General features: G+C 62.4%; 23 protein-coding genes. 7 read left to right on the top strand and 16 right to left on the bottom strand.

Annotated elements, in window-relative coordinates; all coding sequences use genetic code 11:
• Positions 1–189: 189 nt before the first annotated feature.
• From hflC to AAZU54_RS15315, 9 genes are all read right to left on the bottom strand, one after another.
• The gene (gene hflC, locus AAZU54_RS15355) at positions 190–1,059 is read right to left on the bottom strand and encodes a protease modulator HflC (protein ID WP_186555599.1); all 870 of its coding nucleotides are present in this window, start codon (positions 1,057–1,059) and stop codon (positions 190–192) included.
• The gene (gene hflK / locus AAZU54_RS15350; protein ID WP_186555600.1) at positions 1,059–2,240 is read right to left on the bottom strand and encodes an FtsH protease activity modulator HflK; all 1,182 of its coding nucleotides are present in this window, start codon (positions 2,238–2,240) and stop codon (positions 1,059–1,061) included. Before hflK ends, hflC begins: the two co-directional genes overlap by 1 nt.
• Before the next feature lie 96 nt (positions 2,241–2,336).
• Positions 2,337–3,638 (bottom strand): ribosome rescue GTPase HflX, encoded by a 1,302-nt coding sequence (gene hflX / locus AAZU54_RS15345; RefSeq protein WP_312154262.1) that lies wholly within the window; start codon positions 3,636–3,638, stop codon positions 2,337–2,339.
• Between the two features lie 12 nt (positions 3,639–3,650).
• Complete coding sequence (hfq, locus tag AAZU54_RS15340) at positions 3,651–3,911, bottom strand: RNA chaperone Hfq (protein WP_028631835.1); 261 nt, start codon at positions 3,909–3,911, stop codon at positions 3,651–3,653.
• A 92-nt stretch (positions 3,912–4,003) separates the two neighbouring features.
• On the bottom strand, positions 4,004–4,975 hold the full coding sequence (miaA, locus tag AAZU54_RS15335) for a tRNA (adenosine(37)-N6)-dimethylallyltransferase MiaA (RefSeq protein WP_186555602.1): 972 nt from the start codon (positions 4,973–4,975) through the stop codon (positions 4,004–4,006).
• A gap of 1 nt (position 4,976) precedes the next feature.
• Positions 4,977–6,869, bottom strand: a complete 1,893-nt coding sequence (mutL, locus tag AAZU54_RS15330) for a DNA mismatch repair endonuclease MutL (RefSeq protein ID WP_434727340.1) — start codon at positions 6,867–6,869, stop codon at positions 4,977–4,979.
• Positions 6,866–8,305, bottom strand: a complete 1,440-nt coding sequence (locus AAZU54_RS15325; RefSeq protein WP_312156019.1) for an N-acetylmuramoyl-L-alanine amidase — start codon at positions 8,303–8,305, stop codon at positions 6,866–6,868. Before AAZU54_RS15325 ends, mutL begins: the two co-directional genes overlap by 4 nt.
• Positions 8,306–8,779: a tRNA (adenosine(37)-N6)-threonylcarbamoyltransferase complex ATPase subunit type 1 TsaE gene (gene tsaE / locus AAZU54_RS15320; RefSeq protein ID WP_434727339.1), complete on the bottom strand. Its 474-nt coding sequence runs from the start codon at positions 8,777–8,779 to the stop codon at positions 8,306–8,308. It abuts the gene before it with no gap.
• Positions 8,767–9,627 (bottom strand): NAD(P)H-hydrate dehydratase, encoded by an 861-nt coding sequence (locus AAZU54_RS15315; RefSeq protein WP_434727338.1) that lies wholly within the window; start codon positions 9,625–9,627, stop codon positions 8,767–8,769. The genes tsaE and AAZU54_RS15315 overlap by 13 nt, the downstream gene beginning before the upstream one ends.
• Positions 9,628–9,690: 63 nt before the next feature.
• Between AAZU54_RS15315 and queG the strand changes: the two genes are divergently transcribed.
• Positions 9,691–10,767, top strand: coding sequence for a tRNA epoxyqueuosine(34) reductase QueG (gene queG / locus AAZU54_RS15310; RefSeq protein WP_186555607.1), 1,077 nt, complete (start codon positions 9,691–9,693; stop codon positions 10,765–10,767).
• A gap of 49 nt (positions 10,768–10,816) precedes the next feature.
• On the opposite strand, the gene AAZU54_RS15305 is transcribed toward queG, so the two are convergent.
• Both AAZU54_RS15305 and orn read right to left on the bottom strand, forming a co-directional pair.
• Entirely contained in the window at positions 10,817–11,428 is a 612-nt protein-coding gene (locus tag AAZU54_RS15305; protein WP_186555608.1) for a trimeric intracellular cation channel family protein, read from the bottom strand.
• Positions 11,429–11,520: 92 nt separating this feature from the next.
• On the bottom strand, positions 11,521–12,063 hold the full coding sequence (gene orn / locus AAZU54_RS15300; protein ID WP_312154954.1) for an oligoribonuclease: 543 nt from the start codon (positions 12,061–12,063) through the stop codon (positions 11,521–11,523).
• Positions 12,064–12,208: 145 nt separating this feature from the next.
• Here orn and rsgA point away from each other — a divergent pair, with 145 nt between their 5' ends.
• Together rsgA and AAZU54_RS15290 are read left to right on the top strand one after the other, a co-directional pair.
• Positions 12,209–13,240, top strand: coding sequence for a small ribosomal subunit biogenesis GTPase RsgA (gene rsgA, locus AAZU54_RS15295; protein WP_405130001.1), 1,032 nt, complete (start codon positions 12,209–12,211; stop codon positions 13,238–13,240).
• Positions 13,241–13,422: 182 nt separating this feature from the next.
• Complete coding sequence (locus AAZU54_RS15290; protein WP_434727337.1) at positions 13,423–13,902, top strand: molecular chaperone Tir; 480 nt, start codon at positions 13,423–13,425, stop codon at positions 13,900–13,902.
• Positions 13,903–13,934: 32 nt separating this feature from the next.
• On the opposite strand, the gene motB is transcribed toward AAZU54_RS15290, so the two are convergent.
• Together motB and motA are read right to left on the bottom strand one after the other, a co-directional pair.
• Positions 13,935–14,942: a flagellar motor protein MotB gene (gene motB / locus AAZU54_RS15285; RefSeq protein WP_186555612.1), complete on the bottom strand. Its 1,008-nt coding sequence runs from the start codon at positions 14,940–14,942 to the stop codon at positions 13,935–13,937.
• A gap of 3 nt (positions 14,943–14,945) precedes the next feature.
• Positions 14,946–15,797: a flagellar motor stator protein MotA gene (motA, locus tag AAZU54_RS15280; RefSeq protein ID WP_186555613.1), complete on the bottom strand. Its 852-nt coding sequence runs from the start codon at positions 15,795–15,797 to the stop codon at positions 14,946–14,948.
• A gap of 130 nt (positions 15,798–15,927) precedes the next feature.
• On the opposite strand from motA, the gene AAZU54_RS15275 reads away from it, so the two are divergent.
• Genes AAZU54_RS15275 through asd form a run of 3 tightly spaced genes read left to right on the top strand, consistent with a single transcriptional unit; the run spans position 15,928 to position 19,193 of the window.
• Positions 15,928–17,463 carry an HDOD domain-containing protein gene (locus tag AAZU54_RS15275; RefSeq protein WP_434727336.1) on the top strand — a complete coding sequence of 512 codons (1,536 nt, stop codon included), beginning with the start codon at positions 15,928–15,930 and terminating at the stop codon, positions 17,461–17,463.
• 47 nt (positions 17,464–17,510) lie between these two features.
• Positions 17,511–18,320, top strand: coding sequence for a thiosulfate sulfurtransferase (rhdA, locus tag AAZU54_RS15270; protein ID WP_186555615.1), 810 nt, complete (start codon positions 17,511–17,513; stop codon positions 18,318–18,320).
• Positions 18,321–18,329: 9 nt separating this feature from the next.
• Positions 18,330–19,193: an archaetidylserine decarboxylase gene (asd, locus tag AAZU54_RS15265; protein ID WP_186555616.1), complete on the top strand. Its 864-nt coding sequence runs from the start codon at positions 18,330–18,332 to the stop codon at positions 19,191–19,193.
• 92 nt (positions 19,194–19,285) lie between these two features.
• Here the strand turns inward: asd and serB are convergent, their stop codons facing one another.
• On the bottom strand, positions 19,286–20,500 hold the full coding sequence (gene serB, locus AAZU54_RS15260; protein WP_434727335.1) for a phosphoserine phosphatase SerB: 1,215 nt from the start codon (positions 20,498–20,500) through the stop codon (positions 19,286–19,288).
• A 135-nt stretch (positions 20,501–20,635) separates the two neighbouring features.
• On the opposite strand from serB, the gene AAZU54_RS15255 reads away from it, so the two are divergent.
• A complete protein-coding gene (locus AAZU54_RS15255) occupies positions 20,636–22,099 on the top strand; it encodes a histidine kinase (protein ID WP_186555618.1) in 1,464 nt (487 codons plus the stop codon).
• A 73-nt stretch (positions 22,100–22,172) separates the two neighbouring features.
• On the opposite strand, the gene AAZU54_RS15250 is transcribed toward AAZU54_RS15255, so the two are convergent.
• Complete coding sequence (locus tag AAZU54_RS15250; protein ID WP_312151606.1) at positions 22,173–22,883, bottom strand: PqiC family protein; 711 nt, start codon at positions 22,881–22,883, stop codon at positions 22,173–22,175.
• 173 nt (positions 22,884–23,056) lie between these two features.
• Positions 23,057–25,315: a DNA topoisomerase IV subunit A gene (gene parC / locus AAZU54_RS15245; protein WP_312151605.1), complete on the bottom strand. Its 2,259-nt coding sequence runs from the start codon at positions 25,313–25,315 to the stop codon at positions 23,057–23,059.
• Positions 25,316–25,322: the final 7 nt, after the last annotated feature.

Below are 25,322 nucleotides of genomic sequence, written 5' to 3'. Positions count from 1 at the left end.
CACTAATCCCAGCGCTACCGCCGTGCCAATTACCCTCGAATTACTAGCGCGCTGGCTGATCCCTAATGGGCAATCAACCTTGCAGACGCAAAAAAGCCGGGAAATTTCCCGGCTGACTCATCATACACCCCTTTTCTGTCAGGATGCACCCCGCCGGCAGTTTTAGCTGCCAGGCGGGGTTTACCCGAGTCAGGGCTTGCTCTTGTCCAGGTAGCGGAAGAACTCGTTCTTCGGATCCAGGACCAGCACATCGCTCTTGTTCGAGAAGCTTGCGCGGTAGGCCTGCAGACTACGGTGGAACGCATAGAAATCAGCGTCCTGGCTGTAGGCCTTGGCATAGATGGCAGCCGCCTGGGCGTCACCATCACCGCGGGTTTCTTCGGACTCACGATACGCTTCGGCGAGCAGTACGCGACGCTGACGGTCGGCATCGGCGCGGATACCTTCAGCCAGCTCGTTACCCTTGGCGCGATGCTCACGCGCTTCACGCTCACGCTCAGTGCTCATACGATCGAACACGCTGCGGTTAACTTCCTTCGGCAGGTCGATGGCCTTGACGCGCACGTCGACCACCTCGATACCCAGCTCTTTGTTAGCCATGCGGTTCAGCGAAGCGGTGATGTCAGCCATCAGCGCGTCACGTTCACCGGAAACCACCTCGTGCAGGGTGCGTTTACCGAACTGGTCACGCAGACCGCTTTCCAGACGACGCGACAGACGCTCATCAGCGATCTGCTTGAGGCCCGAAGTCGCGGTGTAGAAGCGATCGGAGTCCTTCACGCGCCATTTGGCGTAGGCGTCGACCATTACCGCTTTCTTCTCAAGGGTCAGGAAGCGCTGGGTCGGAGCATCCAGGGTCATCAGGCGGGCGTCGAACTTGCGCACCTGGTTGACGTACGGGATCTTCACATGCAGACCAGGCTGAACATCGGCCTGAACCACACGACCGAATTGCAGCAATACCGCACGCTCGGTCTGGGCCACGATGTAGAAGCTGTTCCAGGCCACGATAGCCAGCACAACTGCGGCGATCAGGGCGATCAGCGATTTATTGCTCATCAGCGGCTCTCCCTAGTACGCAGCGACTGTTGTTGCTGTTGCAGGTCCTGCGCTGCACGCACGGCCGCATCGTTGACCGATGGCGACGCGCTGCTGCCGGCCGCGGCGGACGTGTTGCGGCTGCCTTCGACCATCTTGTCCAGTGGCAGGTAGAGCAGGTTGTTCTGCCCGTCCTTGGTTGCCACCATGACCTTGCTCGAGTTGCTGTAGACCTCTTGCATGGTCTCCAGGTACAGACGCTGACGGGTGACGTCCGGCGCCTTGCGGTACTCGCTGACCAGCTTGGTGAAGCGGTCGGCCTCACCCTTGGCGCGGGCAATCACTTCATCGCGGTAGCCGTTGGCATCCTCGATGATGCGCTGGGCCTGACCACGGGCTTCCGGCACCACGCCATTGGCGTAGGACTCAGCCTGGTTGCGGGCACGTTGCTCGTCTTCCCGGGCACGGATCACGTCGTCGAAGGCTTCCTGCACTTCACGCGGGGCTGCCGCGCTCTGTACGTTGACCTGGGTGACGGTGATACCGGTACGGTAGGTGTCGAGGAAGCGTTGCAGGCGTTCGCGGATATCCACGGCCATCTGCTCACGGCCTTCGGTCAGCACCTGATCCATCGAGGTGGAACCCACCACGTGGCGCAGGGCGCTGTCGGTCGCATGCTGCAAGCTCACTTCCGGCTGGTCGACGTTAAGCACGAAGTCCTGCAGGTTGGTGATCTTGTACTGCACGGTCAGCGGCACCTCGACGATGTTCTCGTCTTCGGTGAGCATCTGCCCCTGCTTGGTGTACGCACGCTCACGCGTGACGTTCTCCATGTACTTGCGGTCGATCGGCGGGAAATAGATGTTCAGGCCTGGACCCACGGTCTCATAGTACTTGCCGAAGCGCAGCACGACGGCCTGCTCCTGCTCGTCGACCACGTACACGGCACTGTACAGCCAGATCGCAGCCAACACCGCCAGGCCTATGCCCAGCAGCCCGTAGCCGCCACCCTTGCCGATATTGCGGTCACCACCGCCGCGTTTTTTGCTGCCGCCGAACATGCCGTTCAGGCTGTCCTGCAGCTTGCGGAAGGCCTCGTCGAGATCCGGTGGTCCTTTCTTGTCGCCACCACCGCCGCCGCCACGGCGGCCGCCCCAGGGATCCTGATTGTTCGAGTTGCCACCCGGCTCGTTCCAAGCCATAGCGCTCTCCATCTGATAAAGCAAAGACGCGCCCACGGCGCGCCGTCCAATGCTACAGAATGCCTGTCACGGCTGCCCGGCGACCTCGACGGGCATTTATTGCAAAGTGTGTTGCGCAATGAACGCTTGCGGCTCCATGCCTTCGCGGCTGACCAGGCGATTGAGCTCGACCATGGGCAGGCGCACGCTCAACAAGCTGCTGCCTTCATCGTCGTGTTCCTCGCCTTGCACTGCCCCCAGTTCAAAGAATTGCGCGCGCAAGCGAGCAAAACGCTGTTCGAGGCGCAGGGTTCCGACAAACAGATCATCCCCCAGCAATTCGGCAATCGCCTGGCCTACCAACTCCAGGCCACGTCCATCACGTGCCGATACCCAGACCCGCTCCGGCTTGCCATCGGCATCGCGCTGGATCTGCGGCTCGACATCTTCGAGCAGGTCGAGTTTGTTATAGACCTCAAGGATCGGCAAGCCTTCAGCACCGATCTCGCCCAATACTGCCAACACTTGCTCGATCTGCTCCATGCGCTCAGGCTCATGGGCGTCGATCACATGCAGCAGCAGGTCGGAGTTGCTCGACTCTTCGAGCGTAGCCCGAAATGCCTCGACCAGCTTGTGCGGCAAGTGGCGAATGAAGCCCACAGTGTCGGCCAGCACGATCGGCCCCAGGTCATCGAGCTGCAAACGGCGCAGGGTCGGATCGAGGGTGGCGAACAGTTGGTCGGCGGCGTAGACGTCGGATTCGGTGAGGGCGTTGAACAAGGTCGACTTGCCGGCGTTGGTATAGCCCACCAGCGACACCGACGGGATATCCGCGCGCTTACGCCCGCGCCGCGCCTGCTCACGCTGACTGCGAACCTTCTCCAGGCGTGCCTTGATCTGCCGCAGGCGTACCCGCAGCAAGCGCCGGTCAGTCTCAAGCTGGGTTTCACCCGGACCGCGCAGGCCGATACCACCCTTCTGCCGCTCAAGGTGGGTCCAGCCGCGCACCAGCCGCGTGCTCATGTGCTCCAGCTGGGCCAGTTCGACCTGCAGCTTGCCTTCATGGGTACGCGCCCGTTGGGCGAAGATGTCGAGAATCAGCCCGGTACGGTCGAGCACGCGACACTCGAAGACTCGTTCGAGGTTGCGCTCCTGACTGGGCGTGAGGGTGTGATTGAAAATCACCAGATCTACCTGTTCGGCTTTGACCAGGTCGCGTAACTCTTCGACCTTGCCGCTGCCAATCAGGTATTTGGCGGTAGGCTGGTGCCGCGTCACTGTAGACAGCGAAACGATCTCAGCTCCGGCCGACAGTGCCAGTTCCTGAAACTCCTGCGGGTCTTCGCGCGCCTCAGGGTTCTGACCTTCCAAGTGAACGAGCAGCGCTCGCTCACCACCACCGTGGCGCTCAAAGAACAATGCAGGCTCCTATCAGGCGTTGCCTGGCTCGCTGTCGCCGCTCTCGGAATCGGACGGGCTTGGCAGGCGAACCGGACGAGCTGGGACCACGGTCGAGATAGCGTGCTTGTAGACCATCTGGCTGACGGTGTTCTTCAGCAGTACCACGAACTGGTCGAAAGATTCGATCGAGCCCTGCAGCTTGATCCCGTTGACCAGATAGATCGAAACCGGGACCTTTTCTTTTCTCAAGGTGTTCAAGTAAGGGTCTTGTAGCGAATGCCCTTTTGACATATGCCGCACTCCTGTAAGGATCAATAGTAAAAAACACGAAAATTCGATAATTACGCCGCCCATTCGCAAGAGTAGACGGCAATTGCAGGGACTCAGCTCAATATGGAGACGGACCCAAGGTATTTCAAGGTGCGGGACAGATTGTCGCAGGCCAGGCTATCCAGCCAGTGTACGTCGGACCAGCCGCGCAACCAGGTGAACTGCCGTTTGGCCAGCTGGCGAGTGGCAATGATACCGCGTTCGCGCATCTCATTCTCATCTAGCTTGCCATCCAGGTAATCCCAGACCTGCCGATACCCCACTGCCCGTATAGACGGCAGCCCCGCGTGCAAGTCACTTCTGGCGCGCAGCTTTCGGACCTCGTCGACGAAGCCCTGTTCCAGCATCTGCGAAAATCGTAGCGCAATTCGCTGATGCAAAATGTGACGATCTGTAGGAGCAATCGCCAGGCTGGCGACAGTATAGGGCAAATGTCCGCCCGCGCCTGCGTCTGCGCCGCTACTTTCGGCCAATTGCCGCTGGCGATGGGCCGTCATGCTCTCGCCGCTGACCCGATACACTTCCAGCGCTCGGATCAGCCGTTGCGGGTCATTGGGGTGGATGCGTGCAGCCGACTCGGGGTCGACCTCAGCCAACTGCCGGTGCAGCTCAGCCAGGCCCAACGCACTGGCCTGGGCCTCAAGCTCGGCGCGTACTGCAGGGTCGGCAGCAGGCATGTCAGCCAAGCCATCGATCAACGCCTTGTAATAAAGCATGGTGCCGCCGACCAATAGCGGGATCTTGCCGCGCGCGGTGATCTCGGCCATGGCGGCCAGGGCATCGGTGCAAAATTGTGCGGCGGAGTAGCTCTGAGCCGGGTCGATGATGTCGATCAAGCGGTGCGGATAGGCGGCCAATAGCGCCTTGGAAGGCTTGGCGGTGCCGATATCCATGTCGCGGTAGACCAGCGCCGAGTCGACACTGATCAACTCGCACGGCAAGACCTTGGTCAGTTCGATAGCAAGGTCGGTCTTGCCGGCCGCTGTCGGGCCCATGAGGAATATTGCTGGGGGTTTACCGCTCATTTCATCGACCGCGCAGGAAGAGTTTGTCCAGATCGTCCAGGCCCATCTGGGTCCAGGTCGGTCGACCATGGTTGCACTGGCCGCTGCGTTCGGTGTTTTCCATGTCACGCAGCAGCGCATTCATCTCGGGAATGGCCAAGCGCCGGTTGGCGCGCACGGCGCCGTGACAGGCCATGGTGCCGAGCAGCTCGTTGAGGTGCGCCTGGATGCGGTCGCTGGTGCCGTATTCCATCAGGTCTGCCAATACGTCCTGGACCAGGCGATTGGCTTCGGCCTGCTTGAGCAGTGCCGGAATCTGGCGGATAGCCACGCTTTCCGGCCCCAGGCGCTGCAACTCGAAGCCCAAGCGCTGGAACCACTGCGCATGCTCTTCGGCGCAATCGGCCTCGCGCTGGCTCAGTGCCAGACACTCCGGCACCAACAGTGGCTGGCCGCTCAAGCCTTCGCTGGCCATGGCCACCTTGAGCCGCTCGTACATGATCCGCTCGTGGGCGGCATGCATGTCCACCAGCACCAGACCGACGGCGTTTTCGGCCAGGATGTAGATGCCTTTGAGCTGAGCCAGGGCATAGCCCAGTGGCGGTACATCACCCTGGCTTTCGGGCAAGGATGACGGTGCACCGCCAGGCAGTGGCGCGAAGAACTCGCGGTAGGCTGCCTGGGCTTCGGCAACGGGCAACGGCTGCGATGGGCGCGGCGTGTACTGATACTGATACCCGGCGCCAGCACCGGAGCTGGAAAACTGCTGCGGTTGTGCCTGCGGCTGTTCCAATACCGGTGAGGCCAGGCGCATTTCACCTTGCGGGCCAAATTCGCCAGCCTGCTGACCACTGGGCCGGACCATCTCACTGGCCGCCGCCGGGGCCGCCAGCTGGTCTTCCGGCCGTACATCGGCCAAAGCCCGGTGCAAGGTGCCGTAGAGGAAATCGTGCACTGTGCGGCCTTCGCGAAAGCGCACCTCATGCTTGGTCGGGTGAACGTTGACGTCGACGCCGTTGGGCTCAAGCTCAAGGAACAACACGAAGGTCGGGTGGCGGCCATTGAACAGCACATCGCGGTAGGCCTGGCGCACCGCGTGGGCGACCAGCTTGTCGCGCACGGCGCGGCCGTTGACGAAGAAGTACTGCAAGTCGGCCTGGCTGCGCGAGAACGTCGGCAGGCCAACCCAACCCCACAAGCGCAAGCCATTGCGCTCGACATCGATCGGCAGCGCCTGCTCAAGAAAGCCCGGGCCACAGATCGCACCGACCCGCCGCGCCCGCGCAATCTCGTCGGGGGCATCGTGCAGGCTGAGAATGGTCTTGCCGTTGTGGCGCAGGTGGAAGCCGACATCGAATCGAGCCAGGGCCAGACGCCGGATAACTTCCTGAAGATGGTCGAACTCGGTCTTCTCGGCCTTGAGGAACTTGCGTCGAGCCGGCGTATTGAAGAACAGGTCGCGAACCTCGACCGAGGTGCCCACCGGGTGCGCCGCAGGCTGCACCCGCGGGGTCATGTCGCGGCCTTCGGTCTCGACCTGCCAGGCCTCGCTGGCATCGGCCGTGCGCGAGGTCAGGGTCAGGCGCGCCACCGAGCTGATCGACGCCAGCGCCTCACCGCGAAAGCCCAGGCTCAACACCCCTTCGAGGTCTTCCAGCTCGCGGATCTTGCTGGTGGCATGGCGTGCCAGGGCCAGCGGCAAGTCATCAGGCGAGATGCCGCTGCCGTTGTCACGCACGCGCAGCAGCTTGACGCCGCCCTGCTCGACCTCGACCTCAATGCGCTTGGCGCCAGAGTCGAGGCTGTTTTCCAGCAGCTCCTTGGCCACCGAGGCGGGCCGTTCGACCACTTCGCCGGCGGCGATCTGGTTGGCCAGTCGCGGGCTGAGCAACTGGATGCGCGAACCACCACTCATTGTTGCGACGCCAGGGTCGTGCCCGGAATATCCAGGTGCTGGCCCACCTTCAGCTCATCAGTCTTGAGGCTGTTGCTGCTGCGCAGGCTGGCCACGCTGACCTGGTAACGCACGGCGATCATCGCCAGGGTTTCGCCTGGACGCACAGTGTGGTCGCGCGGGCCTTGGGCGATCTTGCCGCTGTCACGCAACCAGGCAATGTAGGTGCCAGGTGGCGGGCTTTGCTGGAAGTACTGGCGTACGCCGGTATGGATCGAGCGGGCCAAGGCCTGCTGATGGCTCCTGGTCGCCAGCTTGGCGGCTTCGTTGGCGTTGGAAATGAAGCCGGTCTCGACCAGGATCGAGGGAATATCCGGCGACTTCAACACCATGAAGCCTGCCTGCTCCACGCGTCGCTTGTGCAGCGAAGTGATGCGCCCCATGTTGCCCAGCACCTTCTGCCCCACATCGAGGCTGGAGCTGAGGGTGGCGGTCATCGACAGGTCGAGCAGCACGCCCGCGAGCATACGGTCCTTGTCGTCCAGGCTGACGTTGCCCGCGCCACCGATCAGGTCGGAACGGTTTTCGGTGTCTGCCAGCCAGCGCGCAGTCTCGGACGTAGCACCCCGGTCAGACAGGGCGAACACCGAGGCGCCGAAAGCAGCCTTGGAGGGTGCGGCGTCGGCGTGGATCGAGACGAACAGGTCGGCGCCCTTCTTGCGGGCGATCTCGGTGCGCTTGCGCAGCGGAATGAAGTAGTCACCAGTGCGCGTCAGTTCGGCCCGATAACCCTTCTCACTGTTGATCTGGCGTTGCAGCTCCTTGGCGATCTGCAACACGATGTCTTTCTCGTGCTGGCCACGCGAACCCGAGGCGCCCGGGTCTTCACCGCCGTGCCCGGCGTCGATGGCGACCACGATATCGCGCTTGCCGCTTGGCGCCGGTGGCAGCTTGATCGCAGGCTGGGTCGGCGTTACCGGGACAGCCGGAGTGGTAGCCGGGGTTTGTGCCGGTGGCGGCGTCGGCGTGCTGGCCGCAATGGCATCGGCTTCCTGGTCGTACAAATCGACCACCAGGCGGTTGCCGTATTGGGCATTGGGAGCCAGGGTGAAGCTTTTCGGCGTGACCGCTTTTTTCAGGTCGACCACCACGCGCAGATCGGTAGGCGTACGCTGGGCCGAACGCACACTGCTGATCGGTGTATTGGATGTGGAGACGTTGAGCGGCGCGGCCAAGGTCGCACCGTTGATATCGATGACCAGCCGATCCGGCGCGCTCAGGGTGAACACGCTGTGCTGCACCGGGCCGGACAGGTCGAAGACCAGCCGTGTGTTATCTGGCGCGCGCCACAGACGCATGCTCTTGACTTGCGTGGCGGCCAGAGCGTTGACGGTGACCGCTGTGAGCAGCAGACCGACAACGGCGACCAGTGCGCGTATGCGCATACCTATCCCCATTTACTGTTTGAATTGTTCGGCCAGCGCGGTGCACCAGGCTTCGCCGCGAGGCCCCTGCGGCGACAGATACAGCGAGCGTCCGCCCGCTTGCGGGCTTATGGTAATGGTCAGGTCAGGCTTTGGCAAAACGCCCGCACCTTTCTGGGGCCATTCGAACAGGCACAAGGCATCATCCTCGAAGTAATCGCGGATCCCCATGAACTCCAATTCTTCCGGGTCGACCAGCCGATACAGGTCGAAGTGGAAAGCGCGCACCGCGCCAATCTCGTAGGGTTCAACCACGGTGAAGGTCGGGCTCTTGACCGGGCCAACATGGCCCAAGCCGCGAATCAGGCCGCGCGACAATGTGGTTTTACCGGCCCCCAGGTCGCCCTCGAGAAATATCACGCCATGACCGCCGGTCACCTGGGCCAATTGCCTGCCGAAGGCCACGGTGGCCTCTTCGTCGGCCAGAAACAGGGTTACACCTGACACGCTGAATGCTCCTCCAATAATTCACGAATGATCGGCAGCAGATCACTGGCTGCCAGGCCTCTGCCTTTTACCCCCAAGCGCTCGCCCGCACAGGCATGCAGCCAGACGCCCAGGCAAGCCGCCGACCAGGCGTCCAGGCCTTGCGCCAGCAGCGCCGCCAGCACCCCGGTAAGCACATCGCCAAGGCCTGCGCCGGCCATCGCAGGATGACCTCGCCCGCACAGCGCCAACTGCCCCGCCGGGTCAGCGACCAGGGTGCCAGCGCCCTTGAGCACACAGACGCTGGCATATTTGCGCGCCAGCTTGCGCGCAGCGCCGGGCCGGTCGGCCTGCACGGCTTCGGTCGACACCCCAAGCAACCGCGCTGCCTCGCCCGGGTGCGGGGTAAGAATGCTAGCGCTGGGCAGGGCCAAGGGCGTGCGGGCCAGCAGGTTAAGGGCATCGGCGTCCCACACTTGGGGGCGCTCGGCATTGGCAACTGCCGACAACAAGCTGCGCCCCCAAGCCGCCTGGCCCAGGCCAGGGCCTACCACCAGCACCGATGCCCGTTCCAGCAGGGTCATCAGCTGATTGGCCGAATTCACCCCCAGGCACATGGCTTCAGGTAGACGAGCAAGCGCTGCGGGCACGTGTTCGGGCCGCGTGGCAATGCTCACCAGCCCAGCCCCACAACGCAGCGCTGCTTCGCTACTGAGCAACACCGCACCGCCGGTACCCAGGTCGCCTCCGACCACCAACACGTGGCCAAAGTCACCTTTTTGGGCGTCTGGACGGCGCGGCGGCAGGCTGGCCAAGCTGGCACGGCTGAGCAGTTTTACCGGGTTGGCAGGGTGTTTGGTCTGGGGCATGGGGTCAAAGGCTCCGATGTCTGGCAGAATTATACGCACCTGAGCCTGTAATGCCTGTCATCCATGTCCGCTTGTACTCCTGACCTCGCCGCGCTGGCCCAATCGATCAAGGATTGGGGCCGTGAACTCGGCTTCGCCCATGTCGGTATCGCTGGTGTAGACCTTGGCGAGCATGAGCTGCACCTGCAACGCTGGCTCGACGCGGGCTATCAGGGCGAGATGGACTACATGGCTGCGCACGGCAGCAAACGCGCCCATCCCGACCAACTGGTGCCCGGAACCTTGCGCGTGGTCTCGCTGCGCATGGACTACCTGCCCGGCGACACGCGCATGGCGCAGTTGCTGGCGCAACCAGACAAAGCCTATATATCGCGCTATGCCCTGGGTCGCGACTACCACAAGCTGGTGCGCAAGCGCGTGCAGCATCTGGCCGATCGGGTGCAGCAAGCCATTGGCCCGTTTGGCTTTCGCGCCTTTGTCGACAGTGCCCCGGTGCTGGAGAAAGCCATTGCCGAGCAAGCCGGGCTAGGCTGGATCGGCAAGAACACCCTGCTGCTCAACCGCAAGGCGGGCAGCTACTTCTTTCTTGCCGAACTGTTCGTCGACCTGCCACTGCCGGTAGATGACGCGCAGGTCAGTGAGCACTGTGGGCGTTGCCAGGCATGTCTGGACGTGTGCCCGACCCAGGCGTTTGTCGGGCCCTACGTGCTCGATGCGCGGCGCTGCATCTCGTACCTGACCATCGAATTGAAGCAGGCGATACCGGTCGAGCTGCGACCACTGATCGGTAATCGGGTGTTTGGCTGCGATGATTGCCAGATCGTCTGCCCGTGGAATCGCTTTGCCCGGCCAACCCAGGAGAACGACTTCAAGCCGCGTCATGGCCTGGATAATGCTGAGTTGGCTGCGCTGTTTCTCTGGGACGAGGCGACCTTCCTGGGCAACACCGAGGGCTCGCCGCTGCGCCGGGCCGGTTATGAGCGCTGGTTGCGCAACCTCGCGGTGGGGCTGGGCAATGCGCCTTCGACGATCCCGGTGCTGGAAGCCTTACAGGCGCGCCGCGAGTATCCGTCGGAGCTGGTCAGGGAGCATGTGGAGTGGGCGCTGGCCCAGCATGAGGCGCGCACAGCCCCGCTCTGAACTCACGCGGGAGCGGGCTCGCCCCGCGATAGAATCGGCACTGACGAAATCACTGCTGGTCGTTGTAGTGGAACTTGGGCATTTCCCAATGGAAACGAATCGCCAGCAAACGCACCAGAAACCCGCCAAACAAGGTCAGCAGCATCGCCTGCTCCGCTGGCACCTGGAAGTGCACGCAGCCCAGGTAGAACCACGCAGCGGCAAACGACACGCTGGCATACAGCTCTCGGCGGAACACCAAGGGAATGTCGTTACAGAAGATATCCCGCAGGATGCCGCCAAACACCCCAGTGATCACCCCGCTGATCGAGGCCACCAGCATGCCCTGACCCATTTCCAGCGCGGTCATGCAGCCAATCAGGGTAAAGGCCACCAGCCCCAGCGCATCGAGTACCAGGAACAGCGAACGCAGGTGGCGCATCAACGGCGCGATGAAGATGGTCAGCAGCGCGGCGAAGCTGGTCAGTACCAGGTACTCGGGGTGCTTCACCCAGGTCAACGGGTAGTGCCCGAGCAGCACATCGCGCACCGAACCGCCACCCAGGGCAGTCACGCACGCGATTAGCACCACTCCAAACCAGTCCATCCCGCGACGACCGGCAGACAAGGCACCGGTCATGGCTTCGGCGGTAATGGCGATGAGGTAGAGCATCAACAACATGGTGGCTGTCCGTGCAGGAAAGGCGCGCAGTCTACCCAGTTGTTCGGAGCACCAAAAGAGGGCGCGCCGAGTCTGATCGGCGCACGCGATGCTCAGACCTTGATGAAGTGCTCGCGGTAGTGACGCAGCTCGGCGATCGACTCGCGAATATCGTCCAGGGCCAGGTGCGTGCTGCCCTTCTTGAAGCTGTCACGCACATCCGGCGCCCAGCGCGCGGCGAGCTCCTTGAGTGTGGAGACGTCGAGGTTGCGGTAGTGGAAATAGCTTTCCAGGGTTTTCATGTGGCGATACAGGAAGCGCCGGTCCTGGCAGATGCTGTTGCCACAGATCGGCGACTTGCCCTTAGGCACCCATTGTTCGAGGAACTTGACGGTTTCAGCCTCGGCCTCGGCCATGCTGATGCGGCTTTCGCGCACGCGCTGGGTCAGACCGGAGGCGCCGTGGGTGCGGGTGTTCCACTCATCCATGCGCGCCAGCACTTCATCGCTGTGGTGGATGGCGATCACCGGGCCTTCGGCCAAGGTATTGAGGTTGCTGTCGGTGACGATGGTGGCCATCTCGATGATGACGTCGTTGTCCGGATCCAGACCGGTCATTTCCAGATCGATCCAGATCAGGTTCTGTGTGTTGTCCATGAAGGCGCTCCTCGAATAGGCCATCATCTTACCCTAGCGGCCAATGTCGATGCAGTCGCGAGCAAAAAGGTAACCGGATGGCACACAGGTGGAGCGTGCTAAACTGCCAGCCGTTTTCTTTCTGCCCCGCCAACACGGAACCTTCATGGCCAAACGCCAGCTCAATCGCCGCCAGAACTGGCGCATCGAAAAAATCCAGGGCGAGCGCGCCGCACGCGCAGCCAAACGCGAGCAACATGCCTTGCAGGAACTGGAGGGTGGCGACCTGGGGCCCGAGCAATTTGGCCTGGTAATCGCCCACTTTGGCGTACAGGTCGAGGTCGAGGCGCAGGACGGCGAAGTCGCCGGGCAGATCTTCCGCTGCCACCTGCGGGCCAACCTGCCGGCACTGGTCACCGGTGACCGAGTGGTTTGGCGCGCGGGCAACCAAGGAATTGGCGTCATCGTCGCGCAGTTGCCGCGCAGCACCGAGCTGTGTCGGCCAAACAACCACGGCCAGCTCAAGCCGGTGGCGGCCAACGTCGACCTGATCGTAATCGTCTTCGCCCCGGCCCCCGAGCCCCACGCCAACCTGATCGACCGCTACTTGGTAGCCGCCGAGCATGCCGGCATCCGCCCCTTGCTGCTGCTGAACAAGGCCGACCTGGTCAACGAGGAAAACGGCCCAGGGCTGAACGCCCTGCTTGAGGTCTATCGCGACCTGGGTTATCCACTGCTAGAAGTTTCCGCGCATCAAGGCGATGGCATGCAGCGCCTGCAAGAGCTGCTCGATGGCCACATCAGTGTGTTCGTCGGCCAGTCTGGCGTGGGTAAGTCCTCGCTGGTCAACAGCCTGTTGCCCGCCGCCCAAACCCGCGTGGGCGATCTTTCCGAGTGGTCCGGACAAGGCACGCACACCACCACCACCGCCCGCCTCTATCACTTTCCCAATGGCGGCGACCTGATCGACTCACCGGGCATCCGTGAGTTCGGCCTAGTGCACGTCAGCCGCGATGATGTCGAAGCAGGCTTCATCGAATTCAGCGACCTGCTCGGCAACTGCCGCTTCCGCGACTGCAAACACGACCGCGAGCCTGGCTGCGCACTGCTCAAGGCGTTGGACGAAGGGCGGATCAAGCCGCAGCGGATGCACAGCTATCGCTCGATCATCGCCAGCTTGAGTGAAGATACCTACTAGATTTCCGTAGGAAAAACTACCGACGCAAGTAGGACGGCTCTCGTTTAATCGTCAGCTATTGTTCCGCCCCGGTCTTTCCTTGATGGTCATGGCTCAAGCCTCATCAGGGAAGAGCCGACTATGACCTCCACACCCGCAACATTCGCAAAGCGCCCCGCCCTCCATCAAGGAGGGCCTAGCTGATGCCCGTCGTCATCTGCTACCGCCACAATGAACGGCTCGACGCCTTCATTCTCAATGAGCGCTTGCTGCTTGAGGATGTTCCAGCTCAACTGGTGCAATTCGACAGTACCGGGCAAACCACCGAAGACCTTTGCGGCGGCCTTTGCCAGCAACTCAGTGATGCCACCCATCTGATTGGCGTGCTCTCCAGCGAGGGCGCGCAGCAATGGTGGACGGCATGGTTGATGGGCGCAGCGGTCATGGCCAGTCGGCGGGTCAGCCTGTACCAGAGTGGCGCGCAGTCATTGCCAGAACATCTAGGTAAGTGGCCGGTTATGCGCAGCCGTGAGCACATCGAGCTGTTTGTGCGCGCCTACCATGATGAACGGACCTTTGAGCGGGCGATGTCGCTGCCACCGGTGCGTTTGCACAGTGTCGACCGGAGTAATGCGGATTTCTTTCATGCCGATCTCAAGGCCAAGATTCGGCGGGGCTTTTGAATGAAGTGGGGCGCTTAGCGCCCCACTTGCCCTTATTCCTTGGGCTCATCCATCTTCAATGTGCCATCTTCGAAGATGTTCAGCTTCTGGCGCAACTCGCGAGGCTGCATCAGCTCGGCGGCTGCTCCAGGCGCTGCTGGCGCCGCAGCGCCCGGGGCGGCTGGCGCTGCCGGTGGTGCCTCAGGCGTACCCTGCTCGCCTTCGATGTTACGCTGGGCCTTCTTGGTCAAGACGATGATATCGATGCGCCGGTTGACCGGGTTGAACGGATCCTTGCGATCGAACAGCGACGACGAGGCATAACCGACCACGCGCGCCACCTGATCATCCGGATAACCACCCGCCACCAGTGCCCGCCGCGCAGCGTTGGCACGGTTGGCCGACAGCTCCCAGTTACCGAACTCCCCAGCGCCGGCATACGGTTTGGCATCGGTGTGGCCGCTGACGCTGATCTTGTTCGGCACCGCCTTGATGGTGTCGGCCATGGCCAGCAGGATGTCTTCGAAGTACGGCTGCAAGCGTGCGCTGCCGATATCGAACATCGGCCGGTTCTCGGCATCCATGATCTGGATGCGCAGGCCGTCCTGGGTGATCTCGAACAGGATCTGGTCCTTGAACTTCTGCAGCTGCGGGTTTTCCTCGACCTTGTTCTGCAACTCTTGCAGGAGCAGGTTCAAACGCTCCTTCTCGACCTGCTCGGCCATGGTCTCGACCTGGTCCTTGTCCAACTGAATGCTGGTGTCAGGGGTCGGCTCGGACTTTTCTTCTGGGTTGATGGTCTTTTCTGGCGCCAGCTGCGGCGAGCCGCCCAGGTCGATGACGTAGGGCGTGCCGCTTTCAGAGAAGCCAATCGGATCCTTGAAGTAGCCGGCAATGGCGATCTTCTGCTCAGGTGTGGCGGTCGACAGCAACCACAGCACCAGGAAGAACGCCATCATCGCCGTGGCGAAGTCGGCGAAGGCGATCTTCCAGGCGCCGCCGTGGTGCCCGCCACCAAAGCGCTTGACGCGCTTGATGATTATCGGCTGATTGTTTTCCATGACTCAGCGACCGCGAACCGCTTGTTCCAGCTCGGCGAAGCTCGGACGGTGCTTGGGATAGAGCACCTTGCGCCCGAATTCGACGGCCAGCGATGGCGGCATGCCAGAGGCCGAAGCAACCAGCGAAGCCTTGATCGCCTCGTACAGGTTGACCTCTTCCTTGGCGTCGTGCGCCAGGCAGGTGGCCAGGGGGCCGAAGAAGCCGTAGGCAGCCAGAATACCGAAGAAGGTACCGACCAGTGCCGCACCCACGTGCAGGCCGATCGAGGCCTGGTCGCCTTCACCCAGCGAGGCCATGGTCACGACGATACCCAGTACCGCGGCGACGATACCGAAACCAGGCATGCCGTCGGCGATGCCGGTCACCGCATGGGAGGGGTGATCGAGTTCTTCCTTCATGCTCAGCAGCTCCATGTCGAACAAGCCTTCGAGCTCGTGCGGGGCCATGTTGCCGGTGGACATGATGCGCAGGTAATCGCAGATGAACGCGGTCATGCGCTCATCACCCAGCACTGCAGGGTATTTAGCGAAGATCGGGCTGGCCGCAGCGTCTTCGATATCGCTCTCGATTGCCATCATGCCTTCACGACGGCTCTTGTTGAGGATCTCGTAAACCAGGCCAAGCACCTCCAGATAGAAGGTGTGGGAGAAGCGCGAGCCGAACATCTTCATCGACTTCTTGATCACATGCATGGTCATGTAACCAGGGTTGGCCTGCAGGAACGCGCCAAAGGCCGCACCGCCGATGATCAGCACTTCGAACGGCTGGATCAGCGCCGCGATCTTGCCGTGGGAGAGTACGTAGCCGCCGAGCACGCTCGCGAATACGACGATGATGCCGATAATTTTAGCCATAGGTTCAAAGCACTTGCTGTCGTGGTCAGGGTCGGGGACGGGAGCTTTAAAACTCTTCTTCTACTTATCGGCAGAACTGCGCCAGACTATAGCCACTCAAAGCGAAAAGCCAGTTTGGACTGATGTCAAAATGCCAATTGAAGCCAAGGTACCAGGTCAGATTCCGCGCACCCTCGATGGCTGGATAAAGCTGCTCGACAGCGTCCGCCTGCCGGTGCCGAAAGAAAGCCACGACCGTGTTTTAGCCGCAATCAATGACAGCCGTAGGTCCCTGCGCGAAATCGCCGAACTGATGCAGGACAGCCCGGCCCTGGTGCTTTGCGTGATGCGTGAGGCCAATCATCCAGCCAATGCCAGCCAGGCCGAGCCCGCCGAAAGCCTTGAGGTGGCCGTCAACCGCCTGGGCCTGGAGCGTACCGCCCAGTTGCTGACGCGCCTGCCCGCGCTGCCGGGCGACGACATCCCACCAGTGCTGCGCCAATTTCTACTGATCAGCCAACACGCCTCGCAGCAGGCCAGCGGCCTGTTCGCCAGCCGCCTGGCTCGACTGTGGCAGGAAATCCACTGGGGTAGCCTGTTGTTCCTGTCGCCGCTGTGGCCATTGGCCCTGAGCCACCCCAAGCTGCTGGACGCCTGGGAGCTGCGGGTGATCCACAAGGGTGAAGATGCCACCGAAGTCGAACAGGAGCTGTTCGGGGTGCGCATCATGGAGTTGTGCCAAGCCGTTGCCAGTCACTGGCGCCTGCCCGAGTGGGTGACCCAGGGCTATCGCTTGCTGACCAGCGAACGCGAGTTGCTCGCCCAAGTGCTGAACATCGCCCGCGAACCCGACAGCCTCACCCAGCAACACCGGCTGGATGAAGAGCCCGGCCTGCGCCGCTGGTTCAACCAGCCGGCCAACACCGTGCTACTGGCCAACGGCCTGGCCCTGGCCGCCCAGGTTGGCTGGGACAACCCGCACCTGCTGCGCTGGCAATTGCTGACTGCGCTGTATTTGCAAACCAGCCTCGATGACGTGCAGCAGCAGGTCCACCAACAAGCGGCGGCCAGCGCCCGCCACCATGCGCGCCACGCCCTGTTCCACCCAGCCGAAGCGCTGATCTGGCCGTGGCAGCAACGCCGGCCGCACCCCGACATGCTCACCCCGCCGCCGCCGCCCAGTGAAGACCTGGTCCGCTGGCGTAAGCTGTGCAGTGAACTGTTGGCCCAGCCAAGCCCTTTCAGCAACGCCGTGCACCTGGCTAGCCAGGCCTGCGAAGCGCTGTTGGCCTGCGGCATGCAGCGGATCATGCTACTGATGCACGATAAGCCCAATGACGCTTTGCTCGTGCAACAAGCGGCTGGTTTGCCCAGTGAAGCCGCAGCCCTGAACTTGCCAGTAGCCCAAAACAAACTGTTACAGCGCTTGACCAGTCAGGCCGGACAGCTGCGCCTGACCCCGGACAACCATGCGCAGTTTTCTGCCCTGCTGCCCGCAGCACTACGCGCGTTGTTCCGCGGCGAGCACCTACTGCTGCGCTCGCTGGCCGTCGATGGCCAGGTACTGATGCTGATGATTGCCGACCAGGGCGGTAAGCCGCTGGCTGATGTCGGTGTGCAAGCCTTTGGCAAAACCGCGCAGTGCGTAGAGCGTGCCCTGGCCACCTTCAGCAAGCCCAATCGTTAAGCCTTACGCTACAATCGCCCCCTCACGTTCCACCCTGGAGACTGTGGATGACTGACTTTTCCGGCTTGCCGCTGGTGATCGAACCGGCTGACTTGCTGTCGCGCCTGGATTCGCCACAGCTGATCCTGGTCGATCTGACCAGTGCCAACCGTTATGGCAGCGGGCACATTCCCGGCGCTCGCTTCGTCGACCCCAAGCGCACTCAGCTTGGCCAGCCGCCGGCCCCCGGCCTGCTGCCGGCACGTGCCGACCTGGAAAAACTGTTCGGCGAACTCGGCCACCGCGATGACGCCGTTTACGTGGTGTACGACGACGAGGGCGGCGGCTGGGCTGGGCGCTTCATCTGGCTGCTGGATGTCATTGGCCATAGCAAGTATCACTACCTCAATGGTGGTATCCAGGCATGGCCGGCTGACAAGTTGTCCACCGACGTGCCGGCCAGCGCTGGCGGCCCGCTGAGCCTGACCTTGCATGCCGAACCCACCGCCACCCGCGAATACCTGCAAAGCCGCCTGGGCGCTGCCGACCTGGCCATCTGGGACGCCCGCGCGCCCAGCGAATACCGCGGCGAGAAGGTCTTGGCGGCCAAAGGCGGACATATCCCTGGCGCGGTCAACTTCGAGTGGACCGCCGGCATGGACATGAATGACCATCTGCGCATTCGCAAGGACATGGCCGAGATCCTCCAGAACCTGGGCATCACCCCGGACAAGGAAGTGATCACCCACTGCCAGACCCATCACCGCTCCGGTTTTACCTACCTGGTGGCTAAATCCCTCGGCTACCCACGGGTCAAGGCCTACGCCGGCTCCTGGGGCGAATGGGGTAACCATCCGGACACGCCTGTAGACGTTTAAGGAAATTCAATGAAATCCCGCTTGTTCATCATCAGCCAGTACCTGCTGCCGCACCATTTGCTGTCGCGGCTGGCCGGTTGCATTGCCGAGTGCCGTGCGCGCTGGTTCAAGAATGCCTTCACCGCCTGGTTCGCCAAGCGCTATCAGGTCGACATGTCCGAAGCGCTGGTCGAAGACCTGAGCGCCTACGAGCACTTCAACGCCTTCTTCACCCGCGCCCTCAAGCCCGGTGCCCGCCCGTTGGATGAAACGCCAGGCGCCATCCTGTGTCCGGCAGACGGTGCAGTGAGCCAGCTCGGCCCGATTGAGCATGGCCGCATCTTCCAGGCCAAGGGCCACGGCTACAGCGCGCTGGAGCTGCTGGGCGGTGACCCGGCCCTGGCCGCGCCGTTCATGGGCGGTGAGTTCGCCACCATCTACCTGTCGCCCAAAGACTACCACCGCGTGCACATGCCGCTGGCCGGTACCTTGCGCGAGATGGTCTATGTGCCGGGTCGCCTGTTCTCGGTCAACCAGACCACCGCGGAAAACGTTCCAGAGTTGTTCGCTCGTAATGAGCGCGTGGTCTGCCTGTTCGACACCGAGCGCGGGCCAATGGCCGTTGTGCTGGTGGGGGCGATGATCGTGGCCTCGATCGAAACCGTCTGGGCGGGCCTGGTCACGCCACCGAAGCGTGAGCTGAAGACCTTCCGTTATGACGAAGCCAGCCGGGCACCGATTCATTTGGAGAAAGGTGCTGAATTGGGCCGCTTCAAGCTGGGTTCGACGGCGATCGTGCTGTTCGGGCCAGAGCAGGTGAAGTGGGCCGAGAGCTTGGGTGCTGGGTCGGCAGTGCGCATGGGCCAGCAATTGGCTGTGCCTAGCCAAGCCTGACCGTAGCGCAAAGAAAAGGCCCCGCATGACATCAGTCATGCGGGGCCTTTTTCATTTTTAGGGCCGCAAAGCGGCCCCATTACAGTATCGGATCAGCCGCGAGCGTCGCGATCGCGCAAGCCAAGCAGATACAGCACGCCATCCAAGCCGAGGGTAGAAATCGCCTGTTTGGCCGACTGACGCACCAGCGGCTTGGCGCGGAAGGCAACCCCCAGCCCCGCCAGCGACAGCATCGGCAAATCATTGGCGCCGTCGCCCACGGCAATAGTCTGTGCCAGTTGCAGGCCTTCCTTGCTCGCCAGCTCCTGCAGCAGATCAGCCTTGCGCTGCGCGTCGACGATCGGCTCGTTGGCCACGCCAGTCACCTTGCCATCGACCACTTCCAGCTCGTTGGCAAACACATAGTCGATACCCAGGCGCGCCTGCACTTGCTTGGCAAAATAGGTGAAGCCGCCCGACAGAATCGCTGTCTTATAGCCCAGACGCTTGAGCTCGGCGAACAGGTTCTCAGCACCTTCAGTCAGCCGCAGCGAGGCGCCGATCTCATCCAGCACGCCCACGTCGAGGCCCTTGAGCAGCGCCATCCGCTCTTTGAAGCTGGCGCGGAAATCCAACTCGCCGCGCATCGCCCGCTCGGTGATCGCGGCCACTTGCTCGCCGACGCCGGCAGCCTTGGCCAACTCGTCGATCACTTCGGCCTCGATCAGGGTCGAGTCCATGTCGAACACTGCCAGGCGACGGTTGCGACGGAACAGGTCGTCCTTCTGGAAGGCGATATCCACCGCCAGCTCTTGCGACAGGGCGAAGAACTCAGCACGCAGGGCCTGGGCATCGCTCGGCTCACCGCGTACGGAAATTTCCAGGCAAGCCTTGCCCTTCTCTGTTGGCGCATCCAGCACCACCCGGGCGGACAGGCGCTCGATCCGCTCGATGGTCAGGCCATACTGGCTGATCACCGCACTGACCCGCTGCAGTTGCTCGGGGGTGACCTTGCGGCTGAGCAGGGTGACAATCTGCCGGGCCTCGCCCTGGCTGTCGGCCCAATGCTGGTAATCGGCCTCGGAAATCGGCGTGTAACGCGCTTGCAGGTTGAGCTCGTGGGCCTTGGCTTGCACGCTCTGCAGCAGCTGAGTGGCCACTTCGTTGTCAGGAATGTCGACCAGAATGCCGAACGACAAGGTGCCGTGCATGACCGCCAGGCCGATGTCGAGGATGTTCACACCGCCCTGGAGCAGGACGCCGGTGATGGCGGCAGTGAGACCGGGACGGTCCTCACCGGTGATGTTGATCAGGACGATTTCGCGCACAACCTGGCTCCGACTTCGATGAAAAATGCGCATTCTACCGATTTTCCATGACTATCGGGCGCCGCTGATACTTTGCCGACAAATCCCGGCTCGCTATACTGCGCAGCACTTTCTCGCCATAAAGAGCCGCGCTCTGTGAACCGGCCCACGCCAGTTAAACCCGATAACTTCTTCCTGATGATCTTCCGTGCCCTGCGCCAGCGTCGCGTTCCCCTGGCACTGCGTATCGCCAGCACCAACATTTTCCTGGTGGCGCTGGCGCTGGTGATCTATGCCTGCGTGATGGGCCTGCAGTTCAAGCAGGCCATGCACGAGCAGGCCGATGCGCTCGGCCAGAGCCTGACCATCCAGACCGCTACCTCGGCTACCGAGCTGCTGGTGTCCAACGACATCCTCAGCCTCAACGTGCTGCTGGGCAACCTGGTGAAGAACCCACTGGTGGCCCACGCGGCGATCTACAGCGTCGACAACCGCATCCTCGCCGAGGCCGGCCAACGGCCGAAAAACAGCCTGCTGGGTGAGGCCGAAGGCCTCTATCAGACCAAGATCACCTTCCAGGATGTCACTGCCGGGCAACTGCGCATCAGCCTGGACATGAGCCAATTCCAGCAGCCCATGCTGATCAGCCTGCAAAGCATGGGCATTCTGGCGGCAATCCTGCTGGCGCTGGCGCTGACCTTGAGCCTGCGCCTGGGCCGCTTCATCTCCACTCCGCTGTTGCAACTGCGGGTCTGGCTACGTGATCCGCACCCCTATACCCCGGCGATCGATCGCCAGGACGAAATCGGCGATATCGCCCGTCAATTGCATGCCCGCCTTGCCCCTCCTCCTCCACCAGAACCGGAGGAGGAAGAGGAAGACGACGACGAAGCGTTCGACGATTTGCACGATACCCCTGTCGTCGCCAAAGCTGCGCCACGGGCAAAAGTGGCAGCGCATGATGACGACGAAGACGATGAAGCCTTTGCGGGCCTGATCGACATCGAAGAGCCGCGCGCCAAACCTGCGCCGGTCGAGTCTGACGAGCCGCAATACACCGCCGTGCTCGCCGTGCAGCTGGGCTCGCAGGAGCAACTGCGGCGCCTGCCACGCACCCGCCTGACCGAGCTGCTGGAACGCTACACCGACTGCCTGGAACAGGCGGCATCGCTGTATGAGGGCGAAACCCACACCCTCAACGATGGCAGCACCTTGCTGCTGTTCCACAGCCGCGACAGCGGCGAGGACTACCTGACCAACGCTATCTGCTGCGGCGAGCTGCTGCGCGCCCTGGGCCATGCCCTGCAAATTGAAGTGGCGGACAGCGGGATTACCCTGCAGCTGCAATTGGGCCTGGTGTTGGCCGATGACCTGCAAGGCCTGGAGCAGGTCGATTTGCTGATGGCGGAGAAAGCCCAGGACGCCTTGGCGCTGTCGCAGCACAGCCGCAACCTGCTGCTGGTAGAGCGCCAGATCAGTGATGACGCCCTGGTTCGTCAGCGCGCGCGTATCCGCCCGATTGCCAGCCCTGAAGGGGCTTGCTGCGTGGAGCGCCTGATGGAGCCATATCCGTCGATGCTGGAGCGGCAGTTGGCGCGGATGCACGAGCGGCGCGCCTGAGGCCAGCTAAACATCCCAATCGGCCGGCCACAAAAAAGCCCGCATCTCTGCGGGCTTTTTTGTGGCTGGAAGATCAGAACCGATAGACTTCCATATCGGTGCGAATTGGCGAAGCCATTGGAATCTTCGACTTCTCCCGCTCTTTCTTCACTTGAACCGGTGCGGCAGGCTTCTTCGGCGCCTCTTCAGCAATCGCCGGCTGGTTGGCCAACGGCTTGACGGCGCTGCTCAGCTGTTCGGCGAGCTTCTGCAGCAACTGGCCCTGGGCCTGCACCTGGGAAGACTCCGTGCCCTCATGCTGCTGCTCAAGGTGGACGATGCGGTTGTCACGCACGTTGCCGCGGCGATCGAGCAGACGCCACTGGGCATCGAGGATCGCCGGCTGGTTCTTGCCTGAATCAAGCCGGGTAATCGACAGCAATACCTGCACGTCAGGCGCAAAGCCCGTGCTCGCCGGTGCCAGCACGACTCGTTGGCTATCCAGACGCCAGGCCAACTGACGCACCAGCAGCTGGTCGATATCCGACGAAAGGCTGCCCGCCCAACGACCGTCCGTCGCAGAAGTCAGGCTGCCATCAGCTTGACGCTGCAAGAAGGTTTCACGTTGCAGGTAGTCGGCAACCGATACCGGGCCGAGCACCACAGCCATGCCCGCGCTTTGCGAAGGCTGGCCAGGATCACCGCTGTCGAGCTGATACAGGGCAACCGGCTGGTGCATGCTGCACCCGCTCAGGCCCAACAGGCCAGTCATCAACAGCGCAAATGGAAGGCGCAGAACTTTCATCATCCCATCCAAGCGGCCGCCCTCGGCACACCGCAGTGATACACATGTAGATTCTTCTGGGCGCACGGCCACGCCGGCGCCACAGGGGCACTATCATCCGCGAAATAGCCGTCCGACTCCAGTGTTTCCGCCGGTAACAACGCCGAAATTGCCATTTCAGACAATTGGCACGGCTAGCTCGAAGCTTCTACCAGCAACCCGTCGACCCGCTGGAAGCCGCGTGGCAGCTTGCTGCCGCGTCGACCGCGCTCACCTTTATAGTGCTCCAGATCGTCAGGTTTCAGAGACAGGGTACGCTTGCCAGCCTGCAATACAAGGGTCGAGCCCTCGGCGATCACGGCCAGATCGGTAACGTATTCTTCCCGACTGGCCACCCGATCGCCTGGCACACCAATGATCTTGTTGCCCTTGCCCTTGCCCAGTTGCGGTAGGTCGGCGACCTTGAACACCAACAGCCGGCCTTCGGTGGTCACCGCTGCCAGCCAGTCCTGCTCGCGGTTAGCCACCGGACGTGGGGTCATCACCTTGGCGCCATTGGGTAGGCTGAGCAGGCCCTTGCCGGCCTTGTTCTTGGCCTGCAAATCCTCGCCCTTGACCACGAAGCCGTAACCGGCGTCGGAGGCGACCACGTACAGTGCATCATCCTCGGGCAGCAATACGCATTCGAACGTGGCCCCAGGCGGTGGCGTCAGCCGGCCAGTCAGCGGCTCGCCCTGCCCCCGTGCCGATGGCAGGGTATGGGCCGCCACCGAGTAGCTGCGCCCGGTCGAGTCGATGAGCACGGCAAACTGGTTGGAACGCCCAGCGGCAGCGGCCTTGAAGCCATCGCCGGCCTTGTAAGAGAGACCGGTGGCGTCGATATCGTGGCCCTTGGCGCAACGCACCCAGCCTTTTTCCGACAGCACCACAGTGACCGGCTCGGTCGGCATCAGCTCGTTTTCCGAAAGCGCCTTGGCTTCGGCGCGCTCGACAATCGGCGAACGGCGCTCGTCGCCATAGGTTTCGGCGTCCTTGATCAGCTCGCTGCGCACCAGTTTGCGCAGTTTGGCGTCGCTGCCCAGCAGGGCCTGCAACTTGGCTTGCTCCTTGAGCAGTTCGTCCTGCTCGCCACGGATCTTCATCTCTTCCAGACGTGCCAACTGACGCAGGCGAGTCTCGAGGATGTAGTCGGCCTGGATTTCGGTCAGGTCGAAGCGGGCAATCAGCGCCTGCTTGGGGTGCTCCTCGGTGCGGATGATGTGGATCACTTCATCGAGGTTGAGGAACGCTGTGAGCAAACCGTCCAACAGGTGCAGACGTTTCTCGACCTTGTCCAAGCGGTGCTGCAGCCGGCGACGCACGGTGCCAATACGGAACTGCAGCCATTCTTGCAGCAGCACACGCAGGTTCTTCAACTGCGGGCGGCCGTCCAGGCCAATGATATTGACGTTGACCCGGTAGCTGCTCTCAAGGTCTGTGGTGGCGAACAGATGCTGCATCAGCTCGTCGGCATCCACCCGATTGGAACGCGGGATGATGACGATACGGCACGGGTTCTCGTGGTCCGACTCGTCACGCAGGTCAGCGACCATCGGCAGCTTCTTGGCCTGCATCTGCGCGGCGATCTGCTCCAGCACCTTGGCCCCGGAGACCTGGTGCGGCAGCGCGGTAACGACGATGTCGCCATCCTCGACGCGGTAGACGGCGCGCATGCGGATCGAACCACGGCCGCTCTCGTAGATCTTGAGAAGATCGGCGCGCGGCGTGATGATCTCGGCTTCAGTCGGATAGTCCGGACCCTGGATGTGCTCGCACAGCTGCTCGACAGTGGCCTTGGGCTCATCGAGCAAACGTACGCAGGCGCTGGCCACTTCGCGCAGGTTGTGCGGCGGCACGTCGGTGGCCATGCCCACGGCGATGCCGGTGGTGCCGTTGAGCAGAATGTTCGGCAGGCGCGCAGGCAGCACGGACGGCTCCTGCAAGGTGCCGTCGAAGTTCGGCACCCAATCGACGGTGCCTTGGCCTACTTCACTGAGCAGTACTTCGGAATAACGTGACAGCCGTGCCTCGGTGTAACGCATTGCTGCGAACGACTTCGGATCGTCCGGCGCACCCCAGTTGCCCTGGCCATCGACCAGGGTATAGCGGTAGCTGAACGGCTGGGCCATCAGCACCATGGCTTCATAGCAGGCCGAGTCGCCGTGCGGGTGGAACTTACCGAGCACGTCGCCGACGGTACGCGCCGATTTCTTGTGCTTGGAATCGGCATCCAGCCCCAACTCGCTCATGGCATAGACGATGCGCCGCTGGACCGGCTTGAGGCCGTCGCCGATGTGCGGCAGGGCGCGGTCCATGATCACGTACATGGAGTAGTTGAGGTAGGCCTGTTCGGTGAAGTCAGCCAGGGAGCGGCGTTCGACGCCGTCGAGACTGAGTTCCAGTGAGTCGCTCATGCGGGCC

This window comes from Pseudomonas sp. Je.1.5.c, from assembly GCF_051129895.1.
Classification (GTDB): domain Bacteria; phylum Pseudomonadota; class Gammaproteobacteria; order Pseudomonadales; family Pseudomonadaceae; genus Aquipseudomonas; species Aquipseudomonas urmiensis.
This window is presented reverse-complemented; position numbering and strand designations above follow the sequence as displayed.

Bases quoted from the DNA above. Each gene is read 5' to 3' on its own strand.
- asd (WP_186555616.1), top strand. From the start codon at position 18,330: ATGAAATCCCGCTTGTTCATCATCAGCCAGTACCTGCTGCCGCACCAT.
- hflC (WP_186555599.1), bottom strand. From the start codon at position 1,059: ATGAGCAATAAATCGCTGATCGCCCTGATCGCCGCAGTTGTGCTGGCT.
- AAZU54_RS15275 (WP_434727336.1), top strand. From the start codon at position 15,928: ATGCCAATTGAAGCCAAGGTACCAGGTCAGATTCCGCGCACCCTCGAT.
- hfq (WP_028631835.1), bottom strand. From the start codon at position 3,911: ATGTCAAAAGGGCATTCGCTACAAGACCCTTACTTGAACACCTTGAGA.
- parC (WP_312151605.1), bottom strand. From the start codon at position 25,315: ATGAGCGACTCACTGGAACTCAGTCTCGACGGCGTCGAACGCCGCTCC.
- rsgA (WP_405130001.1), top strand. From the start codon at position 12,209: ATGGCCAAACGCCAGCTCAATCGCCGCCAGAACTGGCGCATCGAAAAA.
- miaA (WP_186555602.1), bottom strand. From the start codon at position 4,975: ATGAGCGGTAAACCCCCAGCAATATTCCTCATGGGCCCGACAGCGGCC.
- motB (WP_186555612.1), bottom strand. From the start codon at position 14,942: ATGGAAAACAATCAGCCGATAATCATCAAGCGCGTCAAGCGCTTTGGT.
- mutL (WP_434727340.1), bottom strand. From the start codon at position 6,869: ATGAGTGGTGGTTCGCGCATCCAGTTGCTCAGCCCGCGACTGGCCAAC.
- AAZU54_RS15290 (WP_434727337.1), top strand. From the start codon at position 13,423: ATGCCCGTCGTCATCTGCTACCGCCACAATGAACGGCTCGACGCCTTC.
- AAZU54_RS15305 (WP_186555608.1), bottom strand. From the start codon at position 11,428: ATGTTGTTGATGCTCTACCTCATCGCCATTACCGCCGAAGCCATGACC.
- orn (WP_312154954.1), bottom strand. From the start codon at position 12,063: ATGGACAACACACAGAACCTGATCTGGATCGATCTGGAAATGACCGGT.
- AAZU54_RS15250 (WP_312151606.1), bottom strand. From the start codon at position 22,883: ATGAAAGTTCTGCGCCTTCCATTTGCGCTGTTGATGACTGGCCTGTTG.
- AAZU54_RS15315 (WP_434727338.1), bottom strand. From the start codon at position 9,627: ATGCCCCAGACCAAACACCCTGCCAACCCGGTAAAACTGCTCAGCCGT.
- AAZU54_RS15325 (WP_312156019.1), bottom strand. From the start codon at position 8,305: ATGGGGATAGGTATGCGCATACGCGCACTGGTCGCCGTTGTCGGTCTG.
- rhdA (WP_186555615.1), top strand. From the start codon at position 17,511: ATGACTGACTTTTCCGGCTTGCCGCTGGTGATCGAACCGGCTGACTTG.
- queG (WP_186555607.1), top strand. From the start codon at position 9,691: ATGTCCGCTTGTACTCCTGACCTCGCCGCGCTGGCCCAATCGATCAAG.
- hflK (WP_186555600.1), bottom strand. From the start codon at position 2,240: ATGGCTTGGAACGAGCCGGGTGGCAACTCGAACAATCAGGATCCCTGG.
- motA (WP_186555613.1), bottom strand. From the start codon at position 15,797: ATGGCTAAAATTATCGGCATCATCGTCGTATTCGCGAGCGTGCTCGGC.